This window comes from Salinivirga sp., assembly GCF_035268865.1.
In the GTDB taxonomy this organism is placed as follows: Bacteria; Bacteroidota; Bacteroidia; order Bacteroidales; family Salinivirgaceae; genus Salinivirga.
Window position 1 is genome coordinate 1 of the sequence record NZ_DATFKB010000139.1, and the last position, 17,090, is coordinate 17,090.

General features: G+C 39.1%; 10 protein-coding genes and 1 pseudogene. 9 read left to right on the forward strand and 2 right to left on the reverse strand.

Annotated features, from left to right (window positions below; all coding sequences use genetic code 11):
• Together groEL and VJ937_RS08455 are read left to right on the forward strand one after the other, a co-directional pair.
• Positions 1-208, forward strand: a pseudogene (gene groEL, locus VJ937_RS08450) (chaperonin GroEL); the annotation flags it as partial.
• Positions 209-283: 75 nt separating this feature from the next.
• Positions 284-1,747, forward strand: coding sequence for a hypothetical protein (locus VJ937_RS08455; protein ID WP_324066462.1), 1,464 nt, complete (start codon positions 284-286; stop codon positions 1,745-1,747).
• 68 nt (positions 1,748-1,815) lie between these two features.
• On the opposite strand, the gene VJ937_RS08460 is transcribed toward VJ937_RS08455, so the two are convergent.
• Complete coding sequence (locus VJ937_RS08460) at positions 1,816-3,330, reverse strand: glutamine synthetase family protein (protein ID WP_324066463.1); 1,515 nt, start codon at positions 3,328-3,330, stop codon at positions 1,816-1,818.
• Positions 3,331-3,509: 179 nt separating this feature from the next.
• Positions 3,510-4,154: a protein-L-isoaspartate(D-aspartate) O-methyltransferase gene (locus VJ937_RS08465; protein WP_324066464.1), complete on the reverse strand. Its 645-nt coding sequence runs from the start codon at positions 4,152-4,154 to the stop codon at positions 3,510-3,512.
• Positions 4,155-4,424: 270 nt separating this feature from the next.
• Between VJ937_RS08465 and VJ937_RS08470 the strand changes: the two genes are divergently transcribed.
• The 7 genes from VJ937_RS08470 to VJ937_RS08500 are packed head-to-tail and all read left to right on the forward strand — an operon-like array spanning position 4,425 to position 17,053.
• Positions 4,425-5,198 (forward strand): queuosine precursor transporter, encoded by a 774-nt coding sequence (locus VJ937_RS08470; RefSeq protein ID WP_324066465.1) that lies wholly within the window; start codon positions 4,425-4,427, stop codon positions 5,196-5,198.
• Positions 5,198-8,311: a HEAT repeat domain-containing protein gene (locus tag VJ937_RS08475; protein ID WP_324066466.1), complete on the forward strand. Its 3,114-nt coding sequence runs from the start codon at positions 5,198-5,200 to the stop codon at positions 8,309-8,311. Before VJ937_RS08470 ends, VJ937_RS08475 begins: the two co-directional genes overlap by 1 nt.
• A gap of 5 nt (positions 8,312-8,316) precedes the next feature.
• The gene (locus VJ937_RS08480) at positions 8,317-10,356 is read left to right on the forward strand and encodes a SpoIIE family protein phosphatase (RefSeq protein ID WP_324066467.1); all 2,040 of its coding nucleotides are present in this window, start codon (positions 8,317-8,319) and stop codon (positions 10,354-10,356) included.
• An 11-nt stretch (positions 10,357-10,367) separates the two neighbouring features.
• Positions 10,368-11,717, forward strand: a complete 1,350-nt coding sequence (locus VJ937_RS08485; protein WP_324066468.1) for a hypothetical protein — start codon at positions 10,368-10,370, stop codon at positions 11,715-11,717.
• 3 nt (positions 11,718-11,720) lie between these two features.
• Positions 11,721-14,795: a hypothetical protein gene (locus tag VJ937_RS08490; RefSeq protein ID WP_324066469.1), complete on the forward strand. Its 3,075-nt coding sequence runs from the start codon at positions 11,721-11,723 to the stop codon at positions 14,793-14,795.
• A gap of 6 nt (positions 14,796-14,801) precedes the next feature.
• A complete protein-coding gene (locus VJ937_RS08495; RefSeq protein ID WP_324066470.1) occupies positions 14,802-15,866 on the forward strand; it encodes an outer membrane beta-barrel protein in 1,065 nt (354 codons plus the stop codon).
• 8 nt (positions 15,867-15,874) lie between these two features.
• Complete coding sequence (locus VJ937_RS08500) at positions 15,875-17,053, forward strand: hypothetical protein (RefSeq protein WP_324066471.1); 1,179 nt, start codon at positions 15,875-15,877, stop codon at positions 17,051-17,053.
• The last annotated feature ends 37 nt before the right edge of the window (positions 17,054-17,090 follow it).

Genomic DNA, 17,090 nt, shown 5'->3' on the forward strand with positions numbered 1-17,090 from the left:
TCAGAACCTACTCGAAAGCGGCGTTATTGATCCTACCAAAGTAACACGTATTGCACTTGAAAACGCATCATCAATTGCCGGTATGTTCCTCACAACAGAGGCCGTAATGGTAGAAGAAAAAGACGATGAAGCTGATGCTGCTGCTGCAGCTGCTGCCGCTGGCGGTGGTATGGGCGGCATGGGCGGAGGCATGCCCGGAATGATGTAATCAACCCATAGAGATATCATTCATTAAAGCTGCTCTTTTCAGGGCAGCTTTTTTTATGGCATAAAAACCTAATTTATGCAGCACCAACCGATTTTTATACGTCATCGTACAAAAACCATTAAAACCTTAATGATGTATAAAAAGTTACTAATAACTTCGATTCTGCTTTTATGTATACAAATCAGCCACGCACAACCCGCAATGGAAATGAACCTTTCGGTAGAATTTTTTCCACAAAAGGCAGCGCTTTATAGCTACAGTGTTTCGAACAAGCATTTTATGAATGCCCGCGCTCGCATCAGGTTAAATGCTGACTCACAAATACAGGCATTCTACTTACATAGTGAATTACGTATAGATTCTATAATGCACAAAGGAGAGACAATTAAGTATCAAACGGAAAAAGTTCCATACCGTTATAACTATAATGGTCTTGCGTTAAAAGTAAAATTAGAACCCACCCGGTCATTCAAAAACTCCGAACTCATTGTTTACTATTCCGGTTTTTTCCATCCCTCTAAAGTGCGCAGTCTATCGGATTATATGCAAATAGATAAAAACAGCGGAGTTTTTCTGCGTGGTTATGGATATTCATTGTGGTTTCCTGTTTTTATTTCATCAAATGAAGATGCTTACACTACCAATTTTAAGCGCATTTCAGTTATTGTTCCCGAAAAGTTTTCATGTGTCCTCAACGGCCAACAACTTGAAGAGAAAATTAATAACAGCAAACGCATTTCTACCTGGAACCCTGGTTACAAGAATATTAAAAACATTCAATGTGTGGCTGCACCTTTTCAGACAACAACGAAAAAGCATATAAAATTTTATCACCAAACCGACGGCAAAAATAAATCACGTGTAATTGCATTTATCGACTCACTACAGAATTTTTACTCAAATACTTATCAGGAACCAGATCAGAATCAAAAAATTCACCTTGTAGAAATGCCTGAATATGGCAACATATCAGCAGGTAACATGATTGGTATAACCACTGAGGTAATAAAGAATTTTAATACCGCATTATCGGCCAGGGCAACCATAGCTCATGAATTGGTTCACGACTACGTGCATATGCCTGTACAGAAATCAAATCCCATGTATGCCTTTATAATTGAAGGGTTTCCGGGCTTTTTCCATCTCTATGCGCTTGATCAGTTGTTGCCCGAAAAGGAGTTCAGTCTAAAAGCATATATGAAAAAAATTAAGTCTGCTTATGTGGAAAAGCAGAATACAGGAAAAGACCGCTGGAATAATGAGCTTCCTGAAGAAAAACCGATACTTGCCATTCAGGCAGATGAAATTGGAAATTATAAAGACCGCTTTATTCTTAACGACCGTGTAAGACTTTTCCTTTATGATTTGTACCTCAAAATGGGTGAAGAAAAGTTTGAAATATTCATAAAACAAGTTCTAACTGACGCAATAACGCAATACGAAGACTTTGCGGATGCAGTCACAACATTTTTGCCCGGTTATGAGCAACAGGTACATTTCTGGCTAAAAACTACTGACGCGGTTTGTACAAAAAAATAATAGCACCTCCGGCATAAACCGAAAGTGCTGTTATTGAAAGTATAATTTGATCGGCCTTTTATATTGAATTACATGTGATGAATGTAATTGTCGACAAGTTTGGCTAATTCCTCATTTTTACCATACAGGCGTTCGCTCAGGTCTTTATCCTCGTATGCTTTGAGATGATCTACAAATCGATCAATCACGCCTGCTGGAAAGATGCCATTTGCCTCAAACAGCGACCTTGTAGCTTCAAGTTTATCGGCAGATTCGTAGCATGAGGTAGGTAAACCTTTAAGTTGCTCAAGTTTATCTTTGTGCTCCTCATCAAATATATTCACATCCATATAAAGCTCCTCGGCAACTTTCAATCCATCTTTCATCTCCAGACCATGCTGTGCAGCCACGATTATGCCTGCTACAAAATGGTATAAATCGGCAGAACCATCTCCGGAACGCAACTCAACGGTTTGCTTCACTTCATTAACGGCCTTTAGGTTTTTATCCTGTGGGTTCTCCAGTGCAGCCATTTTATTCGCTTCACCAAGCCATCCAAGTGGCACCCTTACGAGAACTGAACGATTGCGATCTCCCCAGCAAATATTTGTAGGAGCTTCCTGGTGTGGAACCAAACGCAAATATGATGTTGGTATGGTATTGCCAAAAGCTGTCAAAGGCTCAGCCAAATCAAGTATTCCGGCTATCATCTTACGTGCATCATCACTAAGCTTGCCATCTTCAACCATCATATTTTGACCGTCTTTTTCAAGCATCATATGGATATGCAGCCCACTACCCGCCTTTCCAACAGTAATTTTTGGAGCAAAGCTGAGCAATAAACCATATTCATCTGCCAGCATGCGGAGAATCCATTTAGCCACTACCATTTGGTCCACTGCATCTTCAGCAGGTACAGGCAGGAATTCAATTTCCTGTTGTTCGTATATATTTTTATCGTCGGTAAAATTACCAACTTCGGAGTGCGCATATTTTATTTTACCACCAGCCATGGCGATTAATTCCAGTGCCTCGTCTTTAAACGCCTGGAAATTACTAAAAGGGCCTGACTCGTGATAACCTGCCTGATCGCGTGCAGGATATAAATTACCCATTTCTTTAGGCATAATGAGATAGTACTCCAGTTCGCCCATGGCGCGGAAGGTATATCCTGTTTTCTCCTTGAAAGATGCCTGAGCTTTCTTTAAGATATATTCTGGTGCACTTTCAAGTGGTCTGCCCTCATTGGTATAAAAGGCGCATAAAATATCAAGACTCGGTCGGTCACTAAATGGATTTACAAATGCCGTTTTATAACGTGGAACAACATATAAATCTGATGATCCTGCCTCTACAAAAGAGAATAAGGAGCTACCATCAACGCGCTCGCCTGAAGTGAGTATGGAGTCAAGATGCTCTTTACCGGTTATTACGAATGTTAAAGTTTTTAAACGTCCGTCTTCGGCAATATATCGGAAATTGATCATTTCAATTTCATTATCCTCCACAAACTGAATGATATCATTCTTGGTAAACTCACAAGCGGGTTTTTTGAGGTATCTTACCAGCTTGTTGGGATTCAGGGAAATTTCACAATCTCTCATGGGATGTAGTTTTATAATTATTGATCGATAATTTCAAACGTTTGCAATCGGGGCGAAAAAATAAGGCATCTCAGCCTAATTTGCTTTAAAAATTACATTTCAAAAATAGTAGACAGAATTGTAATTACCAATGAAAACTAATTAAAATAGAGCCCGAGTGCTATTAAACAGTTTTAAATTTAATGCTTTCCTTTGATCATTGGGACAAATGAAAAGTTTCCATAGCTTGATTTTACAAATTCACCATCTTCCTGCTTCTCCCATCTCTGCATTTCCTGTATACTCCCTTCTCCTATAGGGGCAACAATATAACCGCCCGGCTTTAACTGATCCAAAACTTTTTCGGGCATAAATGGTGCTCCACAGGTAATTATTATTTTATCGTATGGGCTGTAAGCCTCTTTCCCTTCGTATCCATCTCCCAGGAAAAACTGAATACGCTTATATCCCATTTTATCAATTATCTGTTGAGATTTTTTATATAAATCACGGTGGCGTTCAATGGTATAAACCCTTGCACGCATAGCAGCCAAAATAGCCGCCTGGTAGCCTGAGCCGGTGCCAATTTCAAGAATTTTGTCGCCCGGTTTCACATCAAGTAACTGAGTTTGGAATGCAACGGTAAAAGGCTGCGATATGGTCTGACCCGACCCAATGGGGAAGGGCTTATCATCATAAGCATGCTCGGTAAATGCCGAATCAAAGAAAATGTGCCGGGGCACTGCACGCACAGCTTCCAGTACCTTTTCATCAGAAATACCCTTATGGGCAATCTGTTTTACCAGCTGATTTCGCATACCTTTATGTCTGTAGGTGTCTTCCATAATAAGCCTTTTGGGAAGGACGAATATACAAAAAAGCAAGGCAAAGCAGAATAAAAGCCGAGAAACTTATGGGAAGATTTTAAATACCTGCAAAACAGCGTTAACAGATCTTTAACAAAAGTATACAACAACAAACGCACTTTCAAATCACTGAATATTAACACAATATGCAACCCAACAAAGAGTAGCGGGCAATACCAATATAATTGCCTAAAATACAGACACTTTATGTAAATTTTCATAAATTTGGTGTTATTACTGCATTAGCCTATGTTTGAATCTTACGAATTAACGGATAAATATAGCCGTCGTCGTGAAGTTGTTTTTATCGTGTTAGCAGGATTATTTCTTGGAACACTTGCTATGTTAAATATACTCGGCATTTCCAGGCAACTTGATCTGTCTTTTACATTCTTAGACTTCAAAGTACCGGTGTACCTTTTTGTGGGCATACTCCCCTACCCGATTACTTTCCTGTGTACTGACTTTATTAGTGAACTTTATGGAAAAGAACGTGCAAGGGCCGTTGTAATCACTGGTTTGTTGATTAATATTTGGGTACTTTTTATTATGTGGATTGGCGGAGCATTGCCCATAGTTCCCGAAATGGAGCCGGGTGCAGTGGTGCCTTCAATGGATGACCCCAGTTATGCTTTTTATGAAATCAGAAGGCTCACTTTCGGTGCTACATTAGCCTCAATGATTGCCTATTTAACGGCACAGTTTGTTGATGTTCACATCTTTCACTTCCTTAAAAAACTCACCAAAGGCAAACACCTGTGGTTAAGAAATAACGGCTCTACACTTGTCAGCCAACTTGTAGATAGTATCTCGGTAACATTAATCACATACTATTATGCAAAAGCCATAGAAATAAAAGAAGACAGCATTTACCATACTTTACTTGTGCTTATTGTATCAGGGTACATATTCAAATTATTGTCAGCCCTGCTCGATACAATTCCATTTTACATCGGAGTGAAATTTTTATCAAAATACCTCGATATCGATCCAAATAAAAAATACCATACACAAAAAGAATAATGTCTGTTATTTCTAACATATCAAGAATACTCAATATTAGGCCTGAGGAGCGAACAGCCGTATTTTTGCTCCTTGGCCAAACTGTCTTTCTAGGAGTTTTTCTGGCGCTATTCGATATATCCACCACCTCGCTATTCATCAACACCTTTGGAGAGTCAATGATTTCGAGAGCATTTCTTGTATCTGGTATTCTTGGTTTTGCTCTCTCTGCAGTATACTATCGCTTGCAATCCGTATGGAAATTCTCAAAGCTTATTATTCTTAACCTGCTAACAATTTCGATCATTACTTTTTTGCTTCGTAGCTCCTTCTACCTCAGCGAAAGCGAAGGATTAATTTTCACTGCTTTCATTTTAATGGGACCCTTAAATCTGCTCGGAGTAATAGGTTTTTGGGGAATGGCAGGGCGCCTGTTTACATTAAGGCAGGGAAAAAGACTTTTTGGATTAATTGACGCAGGTCAGATCTTTGGTATGATTCTGATTAGTTTCCTCGTGCCTGTGCTGTTGAACATACTCAATACAAGCAAGGATTTACTTTTCATCAGCGCTATCAGTGTATTTTTGGCATTTATTATTCAAATGGTCATTGTTCGCAAGTTTAACCTCGATCAACAACATAATATCGAAAAGGCTGAAAAAAAACTGATGGTGGCAGACTTGTTTCGTAATCGATATATCAGATCCATGACATTTTATGTCGCTTTCTCGGTGCTGGCTGCGTTTTTCATGTTCTATATTTTCCTGCCTACAACCAAAATGTTATACCCGGGCGACAGGGAATACACCGTTTTCCTTGGCATGTTTACAGGTACGCTCATGATCTTCACAATTCTGATTAAAACTTTTGCATATGATAAAATCACAAAGAACTATGGTCTAAAGGTAAGCTTGTTGCTACCACCACTTTTATTAGGACTTTTTGTATTACTTGGTATTGCTGCCGGAGAATTCTTTGGCATTTCCCCCGAATCAACAAGTTTCGTTTTATTTTTCCTCTTTGTGGCACTGGGAAGACTATTCTCAGTTTCATTAAAAAATGCTATTGAGACCCCCTCACAAAAAATTCTTTATCAATCGCTTGACAAATCGATCAGATACAAAGTGCAGGTAGCCATTGACGGCATGGTAAATGAAAGTGCTGCCGTACTGGCAGGACTTGTGCTTTTCGTAATGGGAGCCCTCGGTGTCTTTAATGTAATACATCATGCCTACCTTCTAATTGCTATTGTTGGAGCCTGGGCTACCATTGCCTATTTTGTTTACAAACAATACAGAGCCTCATTGGGGGCAACCCTTGAGACCGAGACCGAAACCATAGTTCAGAAAAAAGCTGAAAAAATAAACCAGGACCTCTTAAATTATGAGGGTAAAACAAAAGAAGGCAAAAGAAAAAAACTACAATTAATTAAAGAATCAGCGCCAACTGAACTAACTGGTTATTACAGAAAATGCTTGTTGTCAAATGATCAGGATCTGCAAGATTGGATTTTGTCCGACATTGACGATAATATTGTATTTGAGCTTATTCCTGACCTTAAAAAATTTGCAACCAATACAAAAGACCAAAAGTTAGGCCAAAAGGCAACCCATATTGCAGGTAACCTTGAAGAAATGCTAGAGTTATACAAAAACGAGGCTAAAATCAAAGCACTTGTCGAATCAGCCTATCCTGAAGAAAGGATAAAAGCTGCTCGCATTATAGCGCACTCAGAAACCCCAACTCTGGCAAGATACATTATTATTTTATTACGCGACTATTCTCCTAAGGTAAGAATTGCAGCAATAGAAGCAGCCGCGAAACTAAAAGAACCCAATAGCCGGGCCGTAATTATTGACTTGCTGGCAATAGATCAATACAATCTTCATTGTTTTGAAGCCTTGAAAAAATATGGAAAAGATGCTCTAGACGAACTTGAACAGTTTTTCTATAAATCTGGCCTTGACCAATACATACAACTTCAAATTATTGAATTATTTGAGTCAATTGGTAAAAAGGCGACCAATTACCTGATTAATAAATTAGAGCTCACCAACCAGGAGATTATTAAACAAACCCTGAACGCCCTTATTAAAATTAACTACAAACCAAGAAACGAGACTGAAAAACAAAAACTGATTGATCTGCTAAAGGAACAAATCAGGGTAATAGCCTGGAACATGAATATCAGCATAAATCTCTCTGTATCTAGACATGGCACATCACTGATTAATGCTTTTGAAGCGGAGAAAAAAACCGTGGAAACAGAAATTCACACAATACTCGAAATAATTTATAATAAACAATCGCTGGCCCATGTAAGGCAGAATCTCGATCAGGCTACCTCAGAAAGTATCAGTTATGCAATTGAACTGCTTGATTTATTTGCTGATGAAGAGATAAAACCACTATTATTCACTCTTTTCGAAGATATTTCGGAGAGCGAGAAAGTCAGAAGATTCCAGGATCAATTTCCTTTGAACAGAATATCAGAAGAAAGCCTGGTACTCGATATCATAAACCGGGATATCAATTTCATTTCCAGATATACAAAAGCATGTGCACTGAATTCGCTATGGGGAAAAGAAATTGCAGCCAGTGCAACCACAATAGCCCAGGTCTTTAATAGCGATATCCTGTTAAACCAATTGGCCATTAAAACGCTGGCAAACTCTGACAAAAATAAGTATCATGAACTACTGCAGAGGCTGGACCGTCAGGACAGACTTGAGCTTGAAAAAACAGTAATGAAGAAAACTAATCAAACCATTTATGAAATAATTAACCAGTCAAAAGATTTTGAAATATTTAAAAATCTGAGCAGCAATGAGGTGAGCAATCTAATTGAACTATCTGCGGTTTACCCATTAAAAGAAAATGATGAGTTAAAATTTGAAAGCCCCAAACTCGACTTTATTATCGTCATTAGCGGAACCGTAGAAACCCAAAAGAACGATATCAAAACACAATATTATCAGGGTGATGTAATCGCAACGCATGATCATGGTGATCTAAACGAACTAAAAATTAAGGCAAAAGCCCGTACAATTGTGCTTTATGTTCCTTTTATACTTGCAAACAGATATATGACAAGTCAGGAGTCACAATCATCATTAATATCAAGAATTATTTAAAAAACATGGACAATAAAACTAACAAAAAAAGAAGACGTTACACGACAATATTTAAGCAACTGATATTGAATGTAATATTTCCGGTTGTTGTTGCTTTGGTTGCGCTAGCCAGCCTAAACTACTACCAGACTCAAACAATTCTTCACGATGCAAACCAAACAAAAAACTACATCATCTCCAATGAGATAAAGCACATCATGGAACTTCAGGATGTGGGTTTGGAGGCCATTGAGGAACAAAAGAATCAAAATCTGAAAAAATACAGCTATAAACTGGTGGAAGAATACTTTCCCGACACAAAAAAAATAGAAGAGGCAAATTTAAAAACCATTCGCAAAGAGCTTGGTATGGACCCAAACTACTACGATATTTATATCATAAACAAGCAGGGCATCGTAGTCAATACAACTTTTGAAAAAGACTTGAACCTGAATTTTTTCGACTTCGGTGAAGAGCACAAACAATATCTTTTAAAAATATTTGAAGAGGGAGAATTTGTCAGTGAACGATTTGCAATTGAAGCCTCTACAAAACGATTAAAAAAATTCACCTATCATCCAACGCTGGATAATAACTACATAATTGAATTAGGCTCCTACTCGCCAAAAGCTGATAAGCTCATTAACCGAATTCAGAATATCCTGGAAACCATTGCTGAAAAAGAAGCCAATATCATTTCAGTTGATCTTTTTATAAGTGAAGAAAAACCTTTTTCACTGACCAATAATACCATCAGCTCCCGGGATTCCATAATGTTGAGTAAAACATTCGCATCAAAAGATACCAATACCATTAAAGTGCCAACCGACACTGCGGCACTGTATTACGAATACATATACATGGAAAGGGAAAACACCGACCTGTATAAAAAATCAGTTATAAGGATTGTATCGGATCGGAGTCGCGACAAACAAATTTTATCTAATGAACTTATTAAATCCATAAGCATCTCATTGGTCACCATATTGCTTGTTATCATTATTATTTATTACAAAACCAGAGTAATAACCAGTCCAATTAAGCGCCTTGTAGCAAATGTTAATCGCATTGCCAAAGGTGACCTTACCGACAGGGCCCTTATTGAAGGTAGCAATGAAATAGCTACGCTTTCAAAACACTTTAACCGCATGATTGAGCGCATTGAAGAGTACTACAATGTACTTGAACAGAAAGTGGCTGACCGAACAAAAGAAATTGAACAGCAAAAAGAAGAAATTACAGCCCAGCGCGACTCTCTTGCAGATAAAAATCAACGCATTGAGCTTGCCTATAAGAAAATTGAAGAACAAAACTTACACATTACCGATAGTATTAAATATGCCGAGCAAATTCAAAAAGCATTGCTTCCACCGGAAAAAGTACTTTTGGATAGCTTTCCCGACTCCTTTGTACTCTTTAAGCCCAAAGATATTGTAAGTGGTGATTTTTACTGGACAAGAAGTATAGAGGATAAACGCATATTTGTTGCTGCCGATTGCACAGGCCATGGCGTACCCGGAGCATTTATGAGCCTCCTTGGCATATCATCACTTAACGAAATAGTGACAGCCGACAGCAGTGATGATGCTGCCAAAATACTCGATCGCCTGAGAAAATATATCAAGAAATCGCTCAGACAAACTGGAAAAGAAAAAGAGCAAAAGGATGGTATTGATCTGAGTCTTTGCATTTATGCCCCAGAAAAGAAAAAACTGCTTTGTGCAGGAGCCAACAATTCAATTGTGCTGATCAGAGATAAGGAAATAGAGCTAATAAAAGCAGATCGAATGCCTATTGGCATTTACAGAAAAGAACACCCGTTTACTAACCATGAAATTGATGTCAGGAACGGAGACATCATATACATGTTTTCTGATGGATATCAAGATCAATTTGGTGGTCCGGAAGGCCGAAAATTCCTTGCTAAAAACTTCAGAAAGTTATTGCTGGAAGTGCACGAACTACCCCTGGAACAACAGCGTAAAGAGATAGATATCACCATCAAAAACTGGATGAAAGACGAAGAACAGGTAGATGATATTCTGGTAGTTGGATTAAAATTGTAAAACAACAAATTATGGAATCACAAAAAATATTTGTGAGTTGCGCTACCCACAGTGAATTGGTTTCTGAAAACTGGATTAGAAAGTTCTCCAATACAATCCGCTTACTGATAGAAAACTATATGGGTAAACCGGTTGAAATTGCCACCAGTTTTGATCAAAACAAAACTCCGTTTATCAATAAGGCAAACATAATTTTAATGGTCGTTTCATCTGACTATTTCGAGGACAAAGGCGTGCGTGAAGAACTTGACCTGTTTTACAAAAGAGCCAATGACCCGGGCACAACCGTTTATCAACTTAATTTTACCGACAAACCTGAAATCTCCCAAAACAAAGATTTAAAAAGTAGTGTTTACAACTTTGACCTGGAAAACCCATTTGGCAAGGTTGATCTTAATAATCAAGATGATTACGTTTCAGAAAAATCTTTCTGGTTAAAGCTGGTAGATTTCTCAATGAGCATTTGTCCTGATTGCTATACAAAACCAGCAGTAGACAAAAAGGTGCTGATAGCCGAAACCGGCCCAGATCTGCAAGACGCCAGGGATTCTATAATTCGTGAACTACAACATAATGGTTACAGCGCCATCTCACCTTTTCCAGACGGCTTAAAAAACAATATCGAAGTGCAGTTTGAAGAAGCATGCAAACAGGCCGACATTATTGTTCATATTGTTGGTGGCGAAAAGGCCCAAAAAGTTAATGGCCACGACATCATAACCCTACAAAACAACATAGCTTCTGATTTCTGTCAAAAAAATAAAAAAACAAACCGCCTAATCTGGATTCCTGAAGACTTGCTTATTAAGGATGAAAACCAACGCTTACTTATAGAAAAACTTAAAAGAGACAATACGGCTTTGCAAGGGGCAGAAATAGTACAAATGCCTATAGAGACTTTTAAGGATATTTTATTACACAGAGTAAAAAAGAAAGCAAAATCAAATCATGCAGATGAAAGTAAACAACACAAAGTTTACCTCATTTACCATCAAAGTCAGGGAAAAGATGCAGCGAGTTTAAAACAACAACTTAAACAAAAAGATCTGAACGTCATTGATCCGCTAATTGCAGAGCACAAAAAAGAGCTTCTGTTTCATCACTGGCAAAGCCTGATTATTTGCAATAGCGTAATACTGCTATTCAACAAGGAACATTCTGACTGGCTCGAAAGCAAGAAAAAAGATATTATAAAAGCCACCGGCCTGGGTAGGAATAAACCAATTGCAAACAGAATATTGCTTGTGGAGCCGGGCGACAAACCGGAGAGCTCCCTAAAAAAAGAATTTAAGATTGTAGAAAATAACAAACAAGCACTTGATACTTTAGCCAATGATTTGATTAGCAACACTGAATTATAGCATATGAGTTCTAATTCCAACAACAACAAAATGTTCAATCCCTTTCCGGGGCTAAGGCCATTTACCACGTCTGAGAGTCATCTGTTCTTTGGACGTGAAGGTCAAAGTGAGGAAGTATTGAGCAATTTATCGCAGAACAGATTTGTAGCGGTTGTGGGATCTTCCGGAAGTGGGAAATCTTCGCTTATGTATTGCGGGGTTGTACCTATTTTATACGGAGGCTTCATCACCGAAGCAGGCTCAAAATGGAAAATTATTTTATCTCGCCCGGGCAACGACCCTATTGGAAACCTGGCCAAAGAAATTGCCGCCCAGTCAAGCGAAGATAATTCAGACACGGGCTATAATCCCAAGCTCATAAGAGCCATATTGGAAAGTAGCTCAAACGGGTTGGTTGAAGCAATAAAACAAACCCAAAGCCATGATGATCAGAACTACCTCATACTGGCTGATCAATTTGAAGAGCTTTTCAGGTTTAGAAAAAAGTTTGGAAATGAAAATGCCGTAAATGAGTCATTTGCATATGTAAGGCTGATAATGAATGCCATCAAACAATCACATGTGCCCATTTATGTAGTAATGACTATGCGCTCAGATTTTATTGGTGAGTGTGCACAATATCAGGAGCTTACCGACATGATCAATACCAGCCATTACCTTATTCCGCAAATGAACAGGGATAATTTCAGGCTGGCTATTAAAGGGCCGATTGCCGTGGGTGGCGGAAAAATTTCAGAGAAACTCGTGAACGAGCTTCTGAACGACCTTGGCGATAACCCTGACCAACTCCCAATTCTTCAACACGCGCTAATGCGTACCTGGGATTTCTGGATAAAACATTCCGGAGGAAAAGAAGAGCTGGATGTAGTGCATTACGATTCTATTGGCCGTATGGAAAAAGCACTTTCCAATCATGCCAACGAAGCCTTTAATGAGCTGTCGCCGGAGGAAAAGGTGATATGTGAAAACATGTTCAAAACCTTAACTGAAAGAGGAAATGACAACAGAGGAATACGACACCCATCCAGTGTAGAAGAAATAGCCTCCATTGCCAATAGCGATGAAGCAACGGTGATAAAAATTATTGAACATTTCAGAGCTTCAGGACGCTCATTCTTAACCTCAGCCGACAAAACACTCAAGTCCGAATCTATCATCGATATTTCGCATGAAAGCTTAATGCGCATTTGGGATAAACTAAAAGTTTGGGTGGATGAAGAAGCCATGGCCATTCAAATGTACATGAGACTTTCGGAAGCGGCTGCCATGTACCAGGAGGGTAAAATCGGACTGTGGCGTCCACCTGATTTGCAGCTGGCCCTTAACTGGCGTAAAGAGAAACAACCCACCCTAACGTGGGCCAAGCGCTTTTCTCCGGCATTCGAGCGAGCAATGGTTTACCTCGAAACGAGTGAAAAAGCACATCTTGCCGAAGAAGAAAACAAAATTCGATTACAGAAGAAAGCCCTTAGACGATCACGCATATTCGCGATAGTACTTGGTTCAGCGGCAATTATTTCACTGGGTTTTATGGTGTATGCCATTACCATGCAGGCCGAATCGAACAAACAGCGCATTATTGCCGAGCAGCAAAAAGAGGAGGCTGAAAAACAGCGCAAAGAAGCTGAAACACAAAAAGAACTTGCCCTGAAAAATGAACAGGAAGCTGAGGAACAACGCGAAATTGCTTTAAAAAGCGAGAAAGAAGCGCGCGAGCAAACTAAAATTGCAGAAATGCAACGCAAAATAGCAGAAGCGAACCTTAAAGAAGCAACCAGGCAAAAAGAAATTGCTACAAAGCAAACCCAGGAAGCTCAAAAACAACGGCAGATTGCAGACAAGAAGTCGAAAGAAGCACTTGTAGAAAAAAACAAAGCCGAACAGGCACAAGAGCGAACCAAAGAACTTCGCATGCTCTCTATTGCTCGCTCCATGGCTGTTAAATCAGCACAAATGGAAGAGAAAAAAAACCTCAAAGCACTATTAGCATATCAGGCCTACCAATTCAACAGAGAATACGGCGGCGAACAGTTTAATCCAGATATTTATGATGGTTTATATTATGCCATAAAAGCCAAAAACAGCCCGGAATACAATACCTTCAGAGGCCATAAAGATGCTGTGAGAGCTCTAAAGTTTAAACCACAAAACCAACATAACCTATACAGCGCAGGTAGCGACGGATCAATCTTACAATGGAACATTGAAGACAGTCTCAAAGGCACCGAAACGATGTATACTAATGGTGAAATCATCAGAGATGTGGCTTTTAGCCCAAATGGGCAATTCATGGCCATTGCCGACGATAATTTTGAAGTTAAACTTATCAACCTGAGCAACCAGGAAGACTCACTATTATACCGTCATAAAAATATCATTACTGCGTTGACTTTTGCAGACAACCAAACACTTATATCATCAAGCACTGACAGTACAATAATTATCAATGACATATACAGCGGCGAACAAAAAAAAGTGCGCGAGAATGCCCAAATCTGGGATCTGAAAGTGGCAAACCAAATGAAACGTATGCTATACCTTACCAATCAGCCTGCTGCAGTTTTAATGGATTTGACAAATCACCAAAAAGACATCTTTTATACCGGTCCAAACACTTTTTATGCCGGAGCAATAAGTAAAAACGACAGCTTGCTCGCCCTTGGCGGTAAAAGTGGGTCAATTGCCATATTCACAATGCATAATTCAGAGCTCATTAAAGAGCTCAATGCACATAATGCCAGAATAAACGATATAGCTTTTAGCCAGAATGACAAATACCTGGCTTCTGTGGCTTTTGACGGCACAGCCCGCATTTACCAAACTCAAAATTTCGATAAAACACCTCTGGTAATAAGAGATTATAGCAGCTGGGGTATGGCGCTTACCTTTAATGACAAAAGCAATGAACTATTTACATCCTATGTCGATTCAAATATTAAACGCTGGGACCTGGATTGTAAAATAATGGCCAACAAGCTCTTGCCACACATACAGCGTAAAATGACAAAAAAAGAATGGGAAACCTATGTTGGAAAAGATATCCCGTATATCAATACTATTGAACACTATAAACAATAAATCAGCATGGCACCACAAAATAAAAATACCAGCACAATATCAAGGTTTTACATGCCTGTTGTAATGTTGATACTCATTTTTACAACAATTTCCTCTAATGTTTTTGCCCAGCAGCAATGTACACAAAAGCTAAAAGAAGCAGAGAAAGCATATGATGAAGGCAGAATAGAAGATATACCTGAAATGCTGGCTGGTTGTATTGACAGAGGCTTCACAAGAGAAGAAAAAATACGGGCCTACAAACTCGTTATCAATGCGCATTTGTTTAACCAGGACCTGAACCAGGCATCTCAAAAAATGCTTGATTTCCTGAGGTTCAACCCGGAATATATGCCCAATAAAAATAGCGAACCAGCTGAATTTTTAAGCCTTTATAAAAAATTCGAAACCCTTCCTTATTTATCGCTGGGCGTTTATGGAGGTATCAATTTCTCCAATATCGCGGTTATAAAACCGTATACCATCAGCAGCACAAGCAAAACCACATACGAACATCATGCGCCCGGCTTCCAATTTGGTTTAAAATTCAGCAGACCTGTTTATAAAAACATTGAACTGAATGCAGAACTTGGATTTTTAAGACACACATTTCAATATACAGAGGAATCACTTGACTTCAGTAAATTAACCATTACTGAAAACCAGGATCAAATTTTCCTGCCCATTTCAGGATCATTTGTTTATCCGATTAAACAGTGGCACCCATTTATAAGCTTGGGGCTCTCTGCAGAGTACCTGATTAATGCTACAGCAACGCCGGAAAGAACCTATGTGCAAAACACACAGCAACCGGTTTCAGGAACCGATATCGAATTAACCGACATGAGGCAAAAAATCAATATCTCATTATTTGCCGAAATTGGTCTGAGATACAAAATACCCCGGGGATACTTCTTCCTCTCGAGCCGTTACTACCACGGTTTATTAAATCAGGTCAATGAAGATGAAAGATACAGCAATGCTGAACTGAATTACATTTACTACTATATTGATGACGACCGGAGGCTGAACAACTATGCCTTTAGTGTAGGATATATGTATATGCTTTATAAACCAAAAAGAAAAAAATGATTAACCGCATGCAAAAAATAATCACGCTTTTACTCATTCTATTCATTGCCATCAGCTGTGAAACAAATGAATCAGGCAATACAGCAGATAAAGATTCATTCATGCGACTTTATGGCGACTCATACCTTGATGAAGGTCAAAAAGTATTACAAACCCATGATGGAGGTTACCTATTAATTGGCTCCATGGCCGATGAAAATGAATTAAGCGACATGTATGTGCTAAAAACCAACAGCACCGGCGATATAACCTGGCATGTTACAGTAGGTGATTCATTAAACGATTACGGTTCATCTTTTTGCATATCAGTAGACCAATCGGTACTAGTTGCCGGTACAACGACACTTGTAACCAACAATAATACCAATGCACTTGTAGCCAAAATTTCCAGCAATGGAAATGTACTTTGGGAAAATAATTACGGAAGCACCAATAACGAACAAATAAAAGATGTGATTGAAACCAGCGATGGAGGCTATATGCTAACCGGCTATACCAATGCAGCCGGGCAGCACGACATCTTTCTCATTAAGATATCGGCTACAGGCGACAGCCTCTGGTCAAAAACATATGGTGGTTCAGAATTGGATGAAGCTCACTCAATATGCCACAGCCACAATGGCGGATATATTCTGTTCGGAAGCAGTGAAAGTTTTATAGAACCCGGACAAGCATCTACTAACATGCTTGTGCTTGAGGTGAATGCCAATGGAGTTCCTATTGACCGTAGTACCTTTGGTGGAGAATTGGATGATTTTGGGCGTGCAGCATGCAAAACCAGCGATGGATATATTTTTACCGGCACAACCAATAGCTTTGGAACTGGTGAATCTGACATTTTTGTTGTAAAAACCACTACAAATACTCACGACATAGAATGGAGTAAGGCTTTCGGAGGTACAGAAACCGAGAAAGGAAACTCAATTGTGCAACAAATGGATGGAAATATCATGGTTGCAGGAGAAACAGACTCCTATGGAAATGGGAGTAATGATGTATATCTGATATCCATCAATGACCAGGGTAACCTGATAATGGAAAGAACATATGGAAGTACGGCCGCAGAATGGGCCAACTTTCTTACGCAAACCTCTGATGGAGGCTTCATTTTTACCGGCGCCTCATCACACGGCGAAAACAGTATGATTACGCTTATCAAGGTTGACAAAGACCTGGAGCAGCATTAACTAAAAACCACCCATAATGTCATAAAGCATTATGAAA